Consider the following 16,157-nt stretch of genomic DNA (forward strand, 5'->3'; position numbering starts at 1 on the left):
GGCGGTCAGTCCCGGCTGTCATCGGCTCCACATGACAGGAGTCATGATCGGTGGCGCGGGGGTCCGGCCCGCTCCCCGGCCGTCTAGACGAAGAAGCCGATGATGCCGCTGATGCGGTCTCCCCTGAACTCGACCACGTCGTAGCCGGTGGCCACCGTGCCGAGCCGCCAGGTGAACAGGGCGCGGTCGTGGTGGGCGCCGATCACGGTGCCGAGGGTGAAGCGGAGGTCGCCGAACTTCCCATGGGCCCTGCCGATCGCCTCCGACAGCTCCGCGTGCCCGCGCAGGCCCGCGTAGTCGGGGTCGGAGTAGAGCGAGTCGTCGGTGAGGACGGCCGTCATGAGCGCGTCACGGGCGGCGCGGTCGCGCTCGTTCCAGATGTCGATGTACTTGAGGATGAGGTCATCGGTGTTCATGCGGTTGCTCCTTCGAGAGTGCGGGATCGTGAGGGTTCGAGGGCGAGGGCGGTCAGGCCCCCGGCGACGGTGAGCGCCGCGGCCGCCCATCCGGCGGCGTGCAGGCCGCCGAGCAGGTCGGGCGAGGCGGTGGTGACGGCGACGATGACGGCCAGGCCCATGGCGCCGCCGATCTCCTTGGCGGTGCTGGCGATGCCGGAGGCGACGCCCTGCTCGTGCGGCGCGATGCCGGACCCGGCGGAGGCGAACAGGGTGACGAAGGCGACGCCGCCGAACAGGCCCCAGACGACGCTGCCGGGCAGCAGGGTCCAGAAGCCGCCCGCGGGCGTGGTGCCCATGACCATGAGGGCGATGCCGACGCCGGTGCCGACCGTCGAGACCGAGAGCGTGGTGCGGATGCCCCACCGGCCGAGCGCCGCCGGGGCGATCTTCACGGCGGCGAACATGCAGACCAGCGTGAGCGGTAGGAAGCTCAGCCCCGCTTGCAGGGAGCTGTAGCCGAGGACGGGTTGCAGGTAGGAGGTCAGGACGTAGTAGCCGCCGCCGAGGGTGCCCTGGAAGACGGCGATCACGATCATGGTGGTGGCCAGGGAACGGCCGCGCGCCAGCCGTAGGGGGATCAGCGGGTCGCGGGTGCGCGACTCGACCAGCAGGAACGCCGCCAGCAGGAGGGCGCCGGCGATCAGCGAGCCGTAGACGCGGGGCGAGTCCCATCCCGAGTCGGGGCCGCCGGCCAGCCCGAACACCAGCAGGGCGGCGCTCCCGGTGGCCAGGAGCGCGCCGGGCAGGTCGAAGGAGCCCGGGGTGCGGGCGGGGTCGGCGGGCAGCAGACGGGGTGCGGCCAGGGCGCACATCAGCGCCAGCGGCACGTTGACGTAGAACACCCATTCCCAGCCGAGATAGTTGGTCAGCACGCCGCCCAGCAGTGACCCGGCGGCCAGTCCCGCGCTGCCCGCCATGCCCCAGGCGCCCAGGGCCCGGTTGCGGGCCGGCCCCTCGGCGAATCCCCGGTAGATGAGCGTGAGGGTGGCGGGCGTCAGCAGCGCGCCGCCGACGCCCTGGACCGCGCGGGCGGCCACCAGCGTCTCCGAACCGTTCGCAAGCCCGCCGGCCAGCGAGGCGACGCCGTACAACGCCAGTCCGGCCATGAACATCCGGCGCGGGCCGAGGCGGTCGACGGCCCGTCCGCCGAGAAGCAGGAGGCCGCCGAGGCCGATCGCGTAGGCGCTGACCACCCATTGGACCGACGACGGGCTGAAGCCGAGCGCGTGCCCGATGTCGGGCAGCGCCACGTACACGATGTTGTAGTCGAGAGCCACGATGAGCTGCGTCAACGCCAGCAGCCCAAGGCGCAGTCGAGGCGAATCCATAGATGCCTTCCTGCATGCCGAAGAATTACTACACGGCGTTCACCATAGAGCACGGTGTTCAATAGTCAAACCCTGTAGGGTGTCGGCATGGAAGCGACCATGAGCAGACGCGAACGGCTGCGCGCCCAGACCAGTGCCGAGATCAAGGCGATCGCGCTCAAGCTCATGGCCGAAGGCGGCCCCGACGCGATCTCGCTGCGTGCCATCGCGCGCGAGATGGGCATGACGGCGGGCGCCATCTACAGCTACTTCGCCACGCGCGACGACCTGGTCACGACGCTGATCGGCGACGTCTACACCTCGCTCGTCGAGGCCGCCGAGGCGGCGCGCGACGCAGTGCCCGAGTCCGACGTGGGCGGGCGGATCATGGCCTGGGCGCAGGCCGTGCGGGACTGGTCCCTGGCCAACCCCGAGGGCTTCCGGCTCATCTACGGCGACCCGGTGCCCGGCTACCGGGCGCCGGACGACAGCCCCGGCATCGCGGCCGAGGTGCGCGCCTGCACCGGCATCACCGGTCTCGTGGCCGCCGCGTGGCCGGTCGCCGGGCGCGCGAGCCAGGGCTATGACTGGGCCGACTTCGACCCCGGGCTGGTCGCGCACACCCGGGAGACGTTCCCCGACCTGCCGCCCGCGGGGCTGGCCCTGACCATGCGCGTGTGGGGGCGCATGCACGGCCTGATGGCGCTGGAGATCTACGGGCACCTGCGCGGGCTCGTCCACGACCCGGCGACCGTCTTCCGCGACGAGATGCGCGACCTCATCGCCTCACTCGGGCTGTAACGCCCCGAAGGGAAGGTTCACCCGCGCCGCCCGGCCCTCACGCGTGGCTCGGGGCGCGGCCCGGCGATGTCGCGGTTAGAACGTGCCGTTGGCGTTGGCGGCGGTGTCCGGGATGGGCTGCATGACGTCCCAACGCTCGTTGATCTTCGCGCGGACCATCGCCGCGGTGCAGCGCCGCATGGACGAGGGGCACGCGCCCGTGGGCGACGCCGTCACGGTCGCGCTCGATCTCCGGTGCCGTGGGGCCCGTCGCATGCCGATGCCGATGGGCGACGAGTCTGGAAGGATCACGTCCACCCTTGCCGACGGCTTGCGACACGACATGAAGGAGTGCTCATCGTGACACCCGAGACGGAACCGGCGACCGACCTCAACGGGTGGGAGGCCGCGCTCGCCGGCGCCTTCGCGACACTGCTCGGCGGAGAGCCGGCCGCCGACCCTGCCGCCAGGTACGGCGTGTACTACGCCTCGGACTCCCTCGACGAGTTCCTGTTCCCGAGTCCCTGGGCCACCCCTGACGCGCTGTCGGCCGGGGAGCCGAGACATCTTCCGGATTCGGACGGCGAATACCCCTTCTCCCCCTGGACGTGGCGGTTCGACCTGAGCGAGTCGCTGTTCGGCTTCGACGCCGAACTCCTGGCAGGCACGGGACCGTGGGGCGACGACGGCCACAAGGGCCCCCGGCCGTTCGACGACGCCTTCGTCGCCGACCTGCGGACCGTCTCCTCGATCGGCGAAGCCGGTGAGGCGCTGGCCCACGGCGCGGAGCTGGGGCCGCTCCTGGGCCTCCATGGCGTCGACCTGACCGGCCCGGAGTCCGGGAAACTGAACGGCTGGCTGACCGTGCTGCTGCGCGTCGCCACCGACGGCACTCTCACCGATGCGATGCGGGCCGCCACGTTCACCGAGCGCGGGCCCGGACACCTGGTGTCGGTCCACGACATGGCCCGCGTCCGCTCCGCCGAGGAGCCCTGGGAGGAAAGGCTGAGCGCGGTCACGCATCCCGCGCTCCGCGACCATCTCCGCATGCTCTGCCTCTCCGAGGGCGACGCGCGCAGCGAGGGCGGCTTCTACCACGGCACCGACCACTGGCCGTGGGCCGACGTCCTGGAGGCGGTCGGCTGCTCCCTCGTCGCAGGCTGGGGCTTCGGCGAGTCCCAGGCCGGCACCGCCGTCGTACGACTGCCGGACAAACCGGAACCACGCTGACCACTCGCCGGCACAGTGCGTGGAAGATCGTGAGGATGTAGGCATGAGTTCATCGCAGCCCCTCGCCGACCCCGGGTCCGGGCCGGACCACCGTTACCTGCTCGACAACGCCCGGACGGAGGCGGGCGAGCGGTTCACCTGGCTGGCCGAGCTGTTCGACGGTGTCACACGGGGGCACTTCGACCGGCTCGGCGTGCAGGAGGGCTGGCGCTGCTGGGAGGTCGGTGCCGGAGGCCCCGGCATTCCCGAGGCGCTCGCCACGGCCGTCGGGCCGACCGGTTACGTGCTGGCCACGGACATCGATCCGTCCTGGCTGGACCCGCACGGCGGGTACGAGGTGCGCCGGCACGACGTCGTCGGGGACCCGCCGCCGCAGCCGGGCACGTTCGACCTGGTGCACGCCCGGCTCGTGCTCGTCCACGTGCCCGACCGTGCCCGGGCGCTGGCGACGATGGTGGCGGCCCTGCGCCCCGGCGGCCGGCTGCTGATCGAGGACGCCGACACCGAGCTGCAGCCGCTGGCCTGCCTCGACGAGGTCGGCCCGGCACAGCGGCGCGCCAACCGGCTGCGGCGCGCCGTCCGGGAGTTGATGACCCGCCGCGGGGCCGACCTGCGCTACGGCCGTACGCTGCCGCGGGCGTTGCGGGCGGCCGGCCTGGTCGAGGTCTCGGCGGCCGGCTGCTTCCCGGTCGGCGGGGTGGCCTGCGACCGGCTGGAGGCCGCGACGGTGCGCATGGTCCGCGCCGAGTTGCTCGCCGCCGGGTTGGCCGACGACGCCGAGATCGACGCGCACCTGGCCGCCGTCGACGCCGGCGAGCTCGACCTCACCCTCGCGCCGCTGATCTCGGCATGGGGACGCCGCCCGGGATGAGCCGGCGGCCGGGTGGCGGTCATGGTGAGGCCGGTGCTGCCGCGCCGGACGTCAGGGCCGCCTGGACGATGCGGATCGCCTCGGCCGCGTCGATGCCGACGCTGGCGATCACGGCGGCGTAGTCCGCGGCGGCCCGGCGGGCCCGTTCCCGGCCTTCCTCGCCGGCGGCCGCCACGAACGAGCCCGCCCGGCCGCGCGTTTCGATCAGCCCCGCCTCCTCCAGCTCCCGGTAGGCCCGGCCGACCGTGTTGACGGCCAGGCCGAGGTCGGCCGCGAGGTGGCGGATGGTCGGCAGCCGGGCGCCCACGGCGAGCGTGCGGTCCTGGATCTGCCGGGCGAGCTGGGCCCGCAGCTGCTCGAACGGCGGCACCGGCGAGCCCGCATCGATGACGATCATCGCAGGCCCACCGCGCGCCGCGCCGTGGCCGCGTACGACGGCGCCCTGACGTGGACGGCGACCAAGGCGAGCACCCCCGCCACCAGGAAGCCCGCCGAGGCGGCGCTCCACCACCCGGGCGCGAACCCGGACAGCAGCACCACCGGCAGCGCCCACAGCACAGCCGGCGCGGAGCTCTCGCGCGCGTCCTCGATCCGCATGACGACGTCGGCCGTCAGCGAGACCTCGTCCTCGGCCACGACGGGCCGGGCCAGCATCTCGCGCAGTTGCAGGACGGCGCCGAGGGCGACTCCGATCACGGCGACGAGCAGCACGACGGCGGCGTGCCGTGCGGTGCCCTCGGTGACGACCAGCGCGCTCACCCCCAGCGCGAGCGCGCAGGCGAAGGTGGCGCCCGCCATGACGGCATGGGGCCGTCCGAGCAGGGCGGCCCAGCCGAGCTGCACCGGATGGGTCACCCGCCGCGGCAGTGCCGCCCCGGCGCGCCGGTCGACGCGCCGCACCCAGGCGTCCAGCAGCACCTGGGTCAGCAACAGCGCGACGATCGACGCGCTCAGCGCCAGCACCGGCACGACGCGGCTCGACCCGGACCCGCCGGAGGCGCCCGGCAGGGCGGCGACCTGTGCCAGGGAGGCCGCGACGAACAGCACGGCCAGCAGGACGCTGCCCAGCAGCCGCACCCGCCGCCGCACCGCCAGGCGCGTGGCCAGCAAGGGCGTGGGCGGGCCGTCGCTCAGACCGTGCCGCCGCAGCCAGGTCTCGGCGCACCGGATGTCCGCCGGCGGAGGTCCGGCGTCGGACATGGGAGTGTTCGTCATGCACTCTCCTTTTGTCGCAAGCTTTGTAGCAACATGATGCGTCATTGCTTGAGACAAAGTCAACGTTCCGCGGGCTGCCGGCGACCCCGTCCGGCCGATGGCGGAGATGCGGGGTGACGGGCCGAAGGCGTTCGCCGGGGACGACATGTGCGGTGGTCTGCTGCGGAGGTGAAGCCGAGCTGCCCCCTCCGCAGAGGCGCCGCGGTCCGGTGGGCCGCGTCGCCCCTGCGGGTCGGCCGACCACGCCCAGAAGCTCCTCCGGGTCCCGGGGTCAGCGGCCTGCGGTCGCGGTGGTGGTCAGGGGGAGGGGGAGCGGTAGGGGGTAGGTGCCGGTGAAGCAGCCGTCGCAGGTGCGGCCGCCGCCGATCGCCCGCTTCATCGCCTCCAGTGACAGGTAGCCGATCGAATCGGCCCCGATCAACTCGCCCACCTCCGGTACGGACCGGGCGCGCGCGGCCAGGTCGTGCTTCGTGCTGATGTCGACGCCGAAGAAGCAGGGCCAGCGCAGCGGGCTGGACGCGACCCGCAGGTGGACCTCCGCCGCACCCGCGCGGCGCAGTTTCGTCACGACGGCGCGGGCGGTGTTGGCGCGCACCACCGAGTCGTCGATCAGCACGACGCGGCGGCCTTCGACGGTTTCCGGGATGGCGTTCAGCTTCAGGTCGACCGCGTGCCGGCGTTCGCCGTCTGCCGGCATGATGAACGAGCGTCCCACGTAGGTGTTGCGGATCAGCGCCTCGGCGTACGGGATGCCGCTGGCCGCGGCGTAACCGAGGGCCGCGGGCCGGGCGGTGTCGGGCGTGGGGACGACGACGTCCGCGGCGGCCGGGGCGTCGTGTGCCAGGGCCGCGCCCATCGCCTGCCGCACCTGCTGCACGCGCCGGCCGTTGAGCATCGAGTCGGGGCGGGCGAAGTAGACGTACTCGAAGATGCAGGTGGACGGCGCCGGCGAGGCGAAGCGATGGCTGAGGACGCCGTGCGGGCCGATGGAGAGCAGCTCACCGGGCTCGACCTCGCGCAGGAAGGCGGCGCCCACCGCGTCCAGGGCGGTGGTCTCGGAGGCGGTGATCCAGCCGCCACCGGGCAGGCGGCCCAGGCACAGGGGCCGGAAACCGTTCGGGTCGCGTGCCGCCAGCAGGCCGTCGGGCGTGGCCACCGCCAGGCTGAACGCCCCGGACACCCGGGGCAGCACGGCCAGCATCGCCGCGAGCGTGTCGCCGTCCTGGTCCGACAGCGCCCGCACGAGCACCGGGGTGTCCGCGTCCGCCTCGCCGGTGCGGTCGACGTGCCGGCGTCCGGCCAGGTCGTCAGCGTCGTCGACGGCGAGCAGGTTGCCGTTGTGCGCCAGCGCGAAGCGGTGGCCGGCGCGGGTCGATCCGAGCAGCGGCTGGATGTTGCTCTCGCCGGTGCCGCCGGCCGTCGCGTAACGCACGTGGCCCACGGCGGCGGTCGCGTGCGCGGCGTTGAGCGCCGACTCGTCGAAGACGTCCTGGACGAGGCCGGTGCCCCGGTGCCGGAACAGGCGGCCGTCGAGGGCCACCACGATGCCGGCGGAGTCCTGGCCGCGGTGCTGAAGTGCGAGTAACCCGTAGTAGGCGAGGCGGTCGAGACGATCGCCGGACGATTCCGGCTGGTAGAGGGCTACGACGCCGCAGCGCTCGCGAACTTCGTCAAAACCCACAGGAGGCCCTTCTCTGTCAGTGGATGTGGTGCATCCATCCATCGGGATCCGGTGCGATGCCGTGGTGCAGGTCGACGAGCGCGGTACGCAGCGCGCGGGTCACCGGTCCCGGCGTGCCGTCGCCGATCGTCCAGTCGCCGTCGCGGTCGCGGACCCGCCCGACCGGGGTGACGACCGCCGCGGTGCCGCAGGCGAACACCTCGGTGATGTCGCCGTCGAGGCACTGCCGGCGCCATTGCCGCAGGCCGATGCGCTCCTCGCGGGGGGTCAGGCCGAGCCGGGCGGCGAGGGTGAGCAGCGTGTCGCGGGTGACGCCGGGCAGCAGCGTGCCGGACAGCCGCGGGGTCACCACCTCGGCGCGGGAGCCGTGGCCGCGTACGAAGAACAGGTTCATGCCGCCCATCTCCTCGACCCACTCGCGTTCCGTGGCGTCGAGCCAGATGACCTGCTGGCAGCCGGCCGCCTGCGCCTGCTGCTGGGCGTTGAACGTGGGCGCGTAGTTGCCGGCGATCTTCACGTCGCCGGTGCCGCCGGGGAAGGCCCGCGGATGCTCGTGCGCGACCCAGACCGACACCGAGTCCACGTCGTCGCCGAAGAAGCCGCCGGTGACGAACGCCATCAGCAGGAACCGGTAGGTCCGCGAGGGGCGCAGCATCAGGGTCCGCTCGTCGCCGTACATGAGCGGGCGCAGGTAGAGGCTGTGCGAGGGGTCGTCGGACAGCCAGCCCTCGTCGTGGCGCACGAGGTCGTCGATGGCGGTGACGAACAGCTCGTCGGGCAGCTCCGGCATGGCCAGCCGGGCCACCGAACGGCGGAACCGGCGGGCGTTGTCCCAGGGACGGAAGACGGCCATCGACCCGTCCGGCTGCCGGTGGGCCTTGAGCCCTTCGAAGGCGACCTGCCCGTAGTGCAGTCCGACCGTGCCGGGGTGCATGGCGAGGTCGGCCAGCGGGAGCAGGACGGGCCGGGTCCACTGCTGTTCGGGCGTCCACTCGATGCCGACCATGTGGTCGGTGAACGCGTCGCCGTGCCCGGGATCGATCACCGGCTTGGTGCGGGTGGCGGTGTGCAGGATGCCTGCCATGGCGGTTCCTTCCCGTGGATCGGGGTCAGACCAGGGGGACGAAGAAGAACGTGTCGCGCCGGGTGATCAGGCCGGCGTCGTCGTAGCTGAAGAAGTCCGCGAAGCGGTGACCGGCCGGCCGGTCGTCACGCAGGGTGCCGGTGAAGGAACCGTGGACGGCGGCGGTGGCGCCGTCGACGACGATGCCGGTCAGGGTGTGCCGCCCCGAGCGGATCGGCCGGTCGTGCTCGTAGAAGTGGCGCAGCTGGTCGCGGCCGATCAGCGGGGGGAACCCCGGCCGGTGGTAGCACAGGTCCGCGGCGAACAGGCCGACCAGTTCGGTGACCTGGTCGTGGTCGATGAGCTGGTAGAAGTGGCGGATGTCGGTGGTCGTGGACACGGGACCTCCTCGGCGTGGGGTGGCGGACGACGGTCAGACGCGCGACCGCGCCGGGGCCTGCAGGATCGGCCCGACGATCGCGGCCATGGCCGGGCTGACCAGGTCGCTGTGGCCGCAGTCGAGCCGGTGGACGTCGACGCGTCCGGTGGCGTAGGGCGTCCACGCGTGCCCGCCCGGCCAGTCGGCGGGCCGCCCGGCGGTGGCCTCGACGAACGTGATGTCGCCGTCGAAGGCGGCGCTTCGGTGCACCCGGGCGGCGTTGAGGTTGCTGGCGAACACGTCGAGCAGCGCGGCGATCTCCGCCTCCTCGATGCGGGCCAGCGGGCTGTCGGAGCCGCGCACGATGCGGACGAACGCCGCCCGGTCCAGCGACGCGGGCGAGCGGTCGGCGGTGAGCAGGCCCAGCTCGGCCAGCAGTTCGGCGAGCACGGCCGGATCCTCGGCGTGGACCGGCCCGCGCGCCGCGGCGACCTCGGCCGGGTAGCCGTCCAGCAGGGCCAGCAGCTCGACCCGCTCGCCGTGGCGTTGCAGGTCCACCGCCACGGCGTGGGCCACGACCGCACCGAACGACCAGCCCATCAGCCGGTACGGGCCGTGCTCCTGGACCGACCGGATCAGCGCGGTGTACTCGTCCACCATGGCCGGGACCGACCTGGTGGCACCCGGCTGCCCGAGGCCCCTGGCCTGCAGGCCGTAGAACGGCCGGCCGGGGTCGAGGTGGGGGACCAGCGCCGAGTAGCCCCAGCTGGTCCCGGTCGCCGGGTGGACGCCGAACAGCGGGACGCGGTCACCGGCGGTGCGCAGCGGCAGCAACATCGGGAACGTCTGCCTGCCGGCCCCTTCGGTGGGGTGGTCGATGTGGTGGGCGATGCCGGTGACGGTGGGGTCGGCGAAGATCTGGCGCAGGGGGAGTTCGGTGTCGAAGAGCGTCCGGATGCGGCTGACGAGCCGCATGATCAGGAGGGAGTGTCCGCCGAGGTCGAGGAAGTTGTCGGTGGGGCCGACGTCGGTGACGCCGAGGATGTCGGTGAAGAGCCCGGCGACGATCTTCTGGGTGGGGGTGGTGGTGGGTGTCCCGGTGCCGGTGATGGTGGGGCGGGGGAGTTGATCGCGGTCCACTTTGCCGGCGGTGGTGAGGGGGAGCTGGGGGATGGCGATGACGACGCTGGGGATCAGGTGTTCGGGAAGGGTCTGGGAGAGGTTGTTGCGGACGGTCGCGGTGTCCAGCTGTCGACGGGGGACGACGTAGCCGACGAGACGCCGGGTACCGGTGCTGTCGTCGGCGATGACGACGGCCTGGCTGACGGCCGGGTCCCTGACGAGGGCGGCTTCGATCTCGCCGGGCTCGACCCGGAACCCGCGGATCTTGACCTGGTCGTCACCCCGGCCGAGGAACTCCAGCTCGCCGTCGCGGCGGAACCGGGCGATGTCGCCGGTCCGGTACATCCTGGTGCCCGGCTCACCGAACAGCTCACCGAACGGGTCGGCGACGAAACGCTCGGCGGTCAGCCCCGGCCGGTTCAGGTACCCCCGGGCGACCCCGGCGCCGGCGATGTAGAGCTCCCCGGCCACGCCGGGCGCCACCGGTTCGAGCCGGGCGTCGAGGACGTACATGCGGATGTTGGCGATCGGCCGGCCGATCGGCACCGGTGAGGCCGCCGCCGGCGGGCCGTCGATGACGTGGACCGAGCAGCCGACCACGGTCTCCGTCGGGCCGTACTCGTTGATCAGCCGGGCGCCGGGACAGATCCGCTGCCAGGAGATCACCGTCTGGGGGCGCACTTCGTCGGCGCCGATCACGTACGTGCGCACCGAGTCGAGGACGGTGCCGGGGGCGAGCTGGGCGGCGAGCAGGTCGACGTGGCCGGGGGTCAGCTTGAGCAGGCTGAAGTCGCGTGGTTCGCGCAGGAGCGCGGCCAGGGCCTGACCGCCGGTGTCCGGGCCGATCAGCGTGACGTCGCGGCCGTCGATCAGCGGGAGCCAGAAGTTGGGCACCGACAGGTCGACGGCGACCGAGCCGACCAGCGGCGCCCCGGACTCGCCGTCCAGGCCGTATCCGTCCACGGCCCACCACAGGTAGTTCAGCAGCCCGCGGTGGGAGATCAGCACGCCCTTGGGGCGTCCGGTCGAACCGGAGGTGTACATGGCGTACACCAGGTTGTCGCCGCTGATCGGCAGGTCCAGGTCCCGGCCGGAACGGGCCTGGATCCGGTCCCGGTCACGGCCCAGCCGGACCACGGTCGCGCCGGTCAGGCCCTCGACGGTGCCGGCGTGCTCGTCCTGCGCGACGACGACGTCGGCGCCGGTGTCGTCCAGGACGAACGCGAGCCGCTCCGCCGGGTGCGCGGGATCCAGCGGGACGTAGGCCGCGCCCGCCTTCATCACCGCCAGCAGGGCGACCAGCAGGTCGGGGCTCTCGCCGGCGCAGACCCCGACGAACGACTCGGTGCCCACGCCCAGGCCGCCCAGATGCCGGGCCAGGCGGTTCGCCGCGGCGTTGAGCTCGCCGTAGGTCAGCAGCACGCCGCCGGCGTCGCGTACCGCGGGGGCCTGCGGGTCGGCGGCCGCCTGCGCCTCGATCAGCTGCGGCAGCACCGAATCCGGCAAGGCCGCGCGGGTGTCGTTCCACTCCCGCAGGATCTGGTGCCGCTGCTCGGACGAGAGCACCGGGACCTGGTCGATCCGCACGCCCGGATCGGCGGCGACCGCGGTGAGCACCCGGATCAGCCGGTCCACCAGGGCCTCGGCGCTCACCCGGTCGAAGACGTCGGTGGCGTAGCGCAGCTCGCCGTCCAGGCCGTCGTCGCCGGCCCGCTTGGTGAACGTGAGGATCAGCTCCAGCTTCGCGGGGGCGTAGTCGACCGGCTGGTCGGCGGCGGTGAGCCCGGGCAGGCCGGACATCGGCGCGGTCGCCTCGTGCAGTTCCAGCATGACCTGGACCAGCGGGTTCCAGCCCATCGAACGCGGCGGGTTGAGGGCCTCGACGACCCGCTCGAACGGCACGTCCTGGTGCTGGAACGCGGCGAGGTCGGTCTGCCGGACGCGGGCCAGCAGGTCGGTGAAGGTGGGGTCGCCCCCGGTGTCGGTGCGCAGCACGAGCGTGTTCATGAAGACGCCCACCAGGTCGGTGAGCTCCTCGTGGCCGCGTCCGGCGGTCAGCGCCCCGATCGGGATGTCGTTGCCGCATCCCAGCCGGGTCAGCAGCACGGCGAGGGCGGCCTGCAGCGTCATGAACAGGGTGACCTGCGACTCGCGGGCCAGCGTCCCGAGCTGTCCGTGCAGGCCGGCCGGGATCTCGAACCGCACGCTGTCCCCGCGGAAGGTGGCCACGGCCGGGCGCGGCCGGTCCACCGGCAGCGGCAGGTGCCCCGGCAGATCGGCCAGGGTGGTACGCCACCAGTCCAGCCGCGAGTCGTCGTGCGGCTGCCGCTGCCACAGCGCGTAGTCGGCGTACTGCACGGGCAGCCGGGGCCATTCGGGTTCGCCGCCGGTGAGCCGGGCCCGGTAGGCCGCCGCCAGGTCGCGCCAGAACGGGGGCATGGACAGCGCGTCGCCGGCGATGTGGTGCAGCACCACCAGCAGCACGTGCTCGGTGTCCGACAGCGCGAACAGCGTCACGCGCAGCGGCGGGTCGCGGGTCAGGTCGAACGGCCGGGCGGCGGCGTCGGCCAGCATCCCGGCCAGCTGCCCGGCCTCGACGTCGCGCTCGACGAGACCGGCCGCCGCCTGCCCGGCGGGGATCACCTGCTGCCAGGGGCCTTCGGAGCTGTCCGGGAAGACCGTCCGCAGCGTTTCGTGGCGGGCCACCAGATCGGCGAGCGCGCCGCGCAGCGCGTCCCGGTCCAGCCGGCCGGTCAGGCGTACGGCGGCCGGGATGTTGTACGACCCGCCGTGGTCGATGCGGTTGATGAACCAGAGCCGTTGCTGTGCCGAGGACAGCGGCAGCCGGTCCGGCCGGGCCGCCGGGCGCGGCGCGGGACGGCTGCCGCCCTCCTGCCCGGTGGGGTGGTCGATGTGGTGGGCGATGCCGGTGACGGTGGCGTCGGCGAAGACCTGGCGCAGGGGGAGTTCGGTGCCGAAGAGCGCCCGGATGCGGCTGACGAGCCGCATGACGAGCAGGGAGTGTCCGCCGAGGTCGAGGAAGTTGTCGGTGGGACCGACGTCGGTGACGCCGAGGATGTCGGTGAAGAGCCCGGCGACGATCTCCTGGGTGGGGGTGGTGGTCGGCGTCCCGGTGCCGGTGATGGTGGGGCGGGGGAGCCGGCGGCGGTCCACTTTGCCGGTGGTGGTGAGGGGGAGGTGCGGGATGGCGACGACGACGCTGGGGACGAGGTGTTCCGGGAGGGTCCGGGAGAGGTCGTTGCGGATGGTCGCGGTGTCGAGCTGTTGGTCGGGGATGTCGGCCCGGGGGACGACGTAGCCGACGAGGCGGCGGGTGCCGGTGCTGTCGTCGGCGATGACGACGGCCTGGCTGACGGCCGGGTCCCTGACGAGGGCGGCTTCGATCTCGCCGGGCTCGACCCGGAAACCGCGGATCTTGACCTGGTCGTCACCCCGGCCGAGGAACTCCAGCACACCGTCGGCCCGCCAGCGCACCAGATCGCCGGTGCGGTACATCCGGGCCCCCGCGACGAACGGATTGGCGACGAACCGGGCGGCGGTCAGGCCGGGCTGCCCCAGATAGCCGCGGGCCAGCCCCAGACCCGCCATGTACAGCTCGCCGGTGACGCCCACCGGCACCGGACGCAGGCAACGATCCAGCACGTACGTCTGCTTGTTGCGCAGCGGACGTCCGACCGGGACCGGGCCGCCGGCCGTGTCGCGCACGTCGATGCGGTGGGTCGTGGTGAAGATGGTGCTCTCCACCGGCGAATAGCCGTTGACCAGCAGCAGGTCCGGACGTGCCCGCAGCAGCCGCTCGACGTGCGCCGGCGAGGCCGGCTCGCCGCCGGTGAGCACCTGCGCGACCGTGGCGAACACCTCCGGATGCTGATCGATCATCAGGTTCAGCAGGCTGGCCGACAGATGCAGCGTGGTGACCGCGTGCCTGGCCACCGCGTCGCGGATCGCCGCCGGGTCGGGCCGCCCGCCGTTCTGCAGCACGCAGGCGCCGCCGAACAGCAGAGCGCCGAACAGCTCCAGGGCGAACGCGTCCCAGGACACCGGTGAACACTGCAGCCACACCTCACCTGGGCCCATCCGGGCGAAGTCCTGGCCCTGCAGGGTGCTCACGATCGCCAGGTGGGGCGTCGCCACGCCCTTGGGCACGCCGGTGGAGCCGGAGGTGAACATCACGCACGCCAGGTCCTGCGGCCCGGCGACCGGCGGCAGGCCCGACGACGGCCGGACCGCGATCGCCGGCGCGTCGCGGCGCAGGTCGACCGTCCTCACGGGGCCGGCCTCGGCGCGGTCGCGGCCGACGACCAGCCGCACCCCGGCGTCGCGGATCACCGCGTCGCGCCGGGCCTCGGGCAGCGCCGGATCCAGCACGGTGTACGCGGCGCCGGCCTTGAGCACCGCCAGCACCGCCGTCACCAGGTCGGCGTCGCGCTCCAGCAGGACGCCCACCACGTCGCCGCGCTCGACGCCCTGCTCGTCCAGGTGCCGGGCCAGCCGGTTGGCCCGCTCGTCGAGCTCGCCGTAGGACACGGCGCCGCCGTCCACGTCGATCACCGCGACGGCTCCGGGGTTCGCGCGCGCCTGGGCCTCGAACAGCTGCGGCACGGTGTGGGCGGGCGGCACGCCGGCGGTGTCGTTCCACTCGGCCAGCACCCGGTGCCGTTCGTCGGCGGTGAGCAGGTCGAGCTGCCCGATCGGGATCCCGGCGTCGGCGGCGACCGCCTCCAGAACGGTGACCAGCCGCGCCATCAGGGCGCTGACGTCCCCGGCGGCGAGCATGTCGGTGCGGAAGTGCAGGCGCAGCTCCACCTGGTCGCCGGGCTCGACCACCAGCGACAGCGGGTAGTGCGTGGTGTCGCGGAACCCGACCTTCGCCCGGACCGCGCCGCCGCCGGGCAGGTTCACCGTGAGGTCCCCGCCCGGGAAGTTGTCGAAGACGATCGTGGTGTCGAACAGCGGGCCGGACCGGCCGTCGCGCCGCTGGATCTCGGCCAGGCCCAGATGATCGTGCTCGTACAGGGCGAGGCGCTGCTCCTGGACGGCGGCCAGCAGGGTGCTCAGCGAGTCGGTGTGCCGCCAGGTCACCCGCACCGGCACGGTGTTGATCAGCATGCCCACCATGGCGTCGGCCCCGGGCAGGTCGGCCGGCCGCCCGCCGACGGTGGCGCCGAACACCACGTCGTCGCGGCCGGTCAGCTGGCCCAGCACGACGCCCCAGGCGGCCTGGAGCACCGTGTTGAGCGTGACGCCGTGTTCCCTGGCCTGTCGCCGCAGGCCGTCCGACAGGTCGAGCGGCAGACCCCGGACGACGTCGTCGCGCTCACCGCCACCGGACGGACGGCCCCCGGAGCCGGTGAGCACCCCCTGGACCAGGGTCGCCTCGTCCAGCCCGGACAGCGCGCGCGCCCAGGCGTCGCGGGCCGCGCCGTGATCCTGACGCTCCAGCCAGCGCAGATAGTCGCGGTACGGCGCCACCGGCGGCAGGCCGTCGTCGCGCCCGCCGGCGGCCAGCACGTCCAGCAGCTCGCGCAGCAGCAGCGCCGTGGACCAGCCGTCGAGCAGCAGGTGGTGCACGGTCATCACCAGGCGGTGCCGCCGTGGGCCGAGCCGGATCAGGGTGAACCGCATCAGCGGCGGGCGGTCCAGCGCGAACCCCCGGGCCCAGTCCTGTTCGGCCTGTACGGCGGCCTCCTTCCGCGCCGCGCCCGGATCGCGGTCGGACAGGTCGATCTCGCGCCACCGCAGGGGCGCCTCGCGGTGGACCACCTGGACCGGGCTGCCGGAGCGGCGGGTGTGGAAGCCCGCCCGCAGGTTGCCGTGCCGGCGCGTCACCGACTCCGCGGCCTGTCGCAGGTGGCCGGCGTCCACGTCGCCGTCGAGGTCGACGGTGAACTGCGCGACGTACAGGCTCGACGCCTCGCTCTCCAGCCGGGCGTGGAACAGCAGACCTTCCTGAAGCGGGGAGAGCGGCAGGATGTCCTCGATCGGTGACGGCGTGCTGGTCGTCATGTCAGCTCCTTCTGCTGGCCGCGG

Annotated in this window: 12 protein-coding genes; 3 read left to right on the forward strand and 9 right to left on the reverse strand. The window is 73.3% G+C overall.

The genetic code is table 11. The annotated features are described in order from the left end of the window. Positions 1–83 precede the first annotated feature (83 nt). A complete protein-coding gene (locus tag ACWCSU_RS41675; protein ID WP_449942156.1) occupies positions 84–416 on the reverse strand; it encodes a nuclear transport factor 2 family protein in 333 nt (110 codons plus the stop codon). Next, positions 413–1,786 carry an MFS transporter gene (locus tag ACWCSU_RS41680; protein ID WP_449942157.1) on the reverse strand — a complete coding sequence of 458 codons (1,374 nt, stop codon included), beginning with the start codon at positions 1,784–1,786 and terminating at the stop codon, positions 413–415. The genes ACWCSU_RS41675 and ACWCSU_RS41680 overlap by 4 nt, the downstream gene beginning before the upstream one ends. 99 nt (positions 1,787–1,885) lie before the next feature. Between ACWCSU_RS41680 and ACWCSU_RS41685 the strand changes: the two genes are divergently transcribed. Next, positions 1,886–2,566, forward strand: coding sequence for a TetR/AcrR family transcriptional regulator (locus ACWCSU_RS41685; RefSeq protein WP_397044998.1), 681 nt, complete (start codon positions 1,886–1,888; stop codon positions 2,564–2,566). Positions 2,567–2,641: 75 nt separating this feature from the next. Here ACWCSU_RS41685 and ACWCSU_RS41690 read toward each other — a convergent pair whose 3' ends face one another. After that, positions 2,642–2,782, reverse strand: a complete 141-nt coding sequence (locus ACWCSU_RS41690) for a hypothetical protein (protein WP_449942158.1) — start codon at positions 2,780–2,782, stop codon at positions 2,642–2,644. A gap of 123 nt (positions 2,783–2,905) precedes the next feature. Here ACWCSU_RS41690 and ACWCSU_RS41695 point away from each other — a divergent pair, with 123 nt between their 5' ends. Then, positions 2,906–3,775, forward strand: a complete 870-nt coding sequence (locus ACWCSU_RS41695) for a hypothetical protein (protein ID WP_449942159.1) — start codon at positions 2,906–2,908, stop codon at positions 3,773–3,775. A 43-nt stretch (positions 3,776–3,818) separates the two neighbouring features. After that, the gene (locus ACWCSU_RS41700) at positions 3,819–4,646 is read left to right on the forward strand and encodes a methyltransferase domain-containing protein (protein WP_449942160.1); all 828 of its coding nucleotides are present in this window, start codon (positions 3,819–3,821) and stop codon (positions 4,644–4,646) included. Positions 4,647–4,665: 19 nt separating this feature from the next. On the opposite strand, the gene ACWCSU_RS41705 is transcribed toward ACWCSU_RS41700, so the two are convergent. The 6 genes from ACWCSU_RS41705 to ACWCSU_RS41730 form a co-directional block, all read right to left on the reverse strand. Next, positions 4,666–5,043 (reverse strand): GntR family transcriptional regulator, encoded by a 378-nt coding sequence (locus tag ACWCSU_RS41705; protein WP_364097215.1) that lies wholly within the window; start codon positions 5,041–5,043, stop codon positions 4,666–4,668. After that, positions 5,040–5,861, reverse strand: a complete 822-nt coding sequence (locus tag ACWCSU_RS41710; RefSeq protein WP_449942161.1) for a hypothetical protein — start codon at positions 5,859–5,861, stop codon at positions 5,040–5,042. The genes ACWCSU_RS41705 and ACWCSU_RS41710 overlap by 4 nt, the downstream gene beginning before the upstream one ends. A 271-nt stretch (positions 5,862–6,132) precedes the next feature. Next, entirely contained in the window at positions 6,133–7,542 is a 1,410-nt protein-coding gene (gene purF, locus ACWCSU_RS41715; RefSeq protein WP_357707314.1) for an amidophosphoribosyltransferase, read from the reverse strand. A gap of 16 nt (positions 7,543–7,558) precedes the next feature. Beyond that, positions 7,559–8,626, reverse strand: a complete 1,068-nt coding sequence (locus ACWCSU_RS41720; protein WP_357707316.1) for a branched-chain amino acid aminotransferase — start codon at positions 8,624–8,626, stop codon at positions 7,559–7,561. 25 nt (positions 8,627–8,651) lie between these two features. Beyond that, positions 8,652–9,005 carry a nuclear transport factor 2 family protein gene (locus tag ACWCSU_RS41725; protein WP_357707318.1) on the reverse strand — a complete coding sequence of 118 codons (354 nt, stop codon included), beginning with the start codon at positions 9,003–9,005 and terminating at the stop codon, positions 8,652–8,654. 33 nt (positions 9,006–9,038) lie between these two features. After that, positions 9,039–16,133 (reverse strand): amino acid adenylation domain-containing protein, encoded by a 7,095-nt coding sequence (locus ACWCSU_RS41730; protein ID WP_449942162.1) that lies wholly within the window; start codon positions 16,131–16,133, stop codon positions 9,039–9,041. Between the last annotated feature and the right edge of the window lie 24 nt (positions 16,134–16,157).

The organism is Nonomuraea sp. NPDC001699 (assembly GCF_053596455.1).

Excerpts from the sequence above, each read along its gene's own strand:
- ACWCSU_RS41675 (WP_449942156.1), bottom strand. The coding sequence starts at position 416 with ATGAACACCGATGACCTCATCCTCAAGTACATCGACATCTGGAACGAG.
- ACWCSU_RS41680 (WP_449942157.1), bottom strand. The coding sequence starts at position 1,786 with ATGGATTCGCCTCGACTGCGCCTTGGGCTGCTGGCGTTGACGCAGCTC.
- ACWCSU_RS41685 (WP_397044998.1), top strand. The coding sequence starts at position 1,886 with ATGAGCAGACGCGAACGGCTGCGCGCCCAGACCAGTGCCGAGATCAAG.
- ACWCSU_RS41700 (WP_449942160.1), top strand. The coding sequence starts at position 3,819 with ATGAGTTCATCGCAGCCCCTCGCCGACCCCGGGTCCGGGCCGGACCAC.
- ACWCSU_RS41705 (WP_364097215.1), bottom strand. The coding sequence starts at position 5,043 with ATGATCGTCATCGATGCGGGCTCGCCGGTGCCGCCGTTCGAGCAGCTG.
- ACWCSU_RS41710 (WP_449942161.1), bottom strand. The coding sequence starts at position 5,861 with ATGACGAACACTCCCATGTCCGACGCCGGACCTCCGCCGGCGGACATC.
- ACWCSU_RS41720 (WP_357707316.1), bottom strand. The coding sequence starts at position 8,626 with ATGGCAGGCATCCTGCACACCGCCACCCGCACCAAGCCGGTGATCGAT.
- ACWCSU_RS41730 (WP_449942162.1), bottom strand. The coding sequence starts at position 16,133 with ATGACGACCAGCACGCCGTCACCGATCGAGGACATCCTGCCGCTCTCC.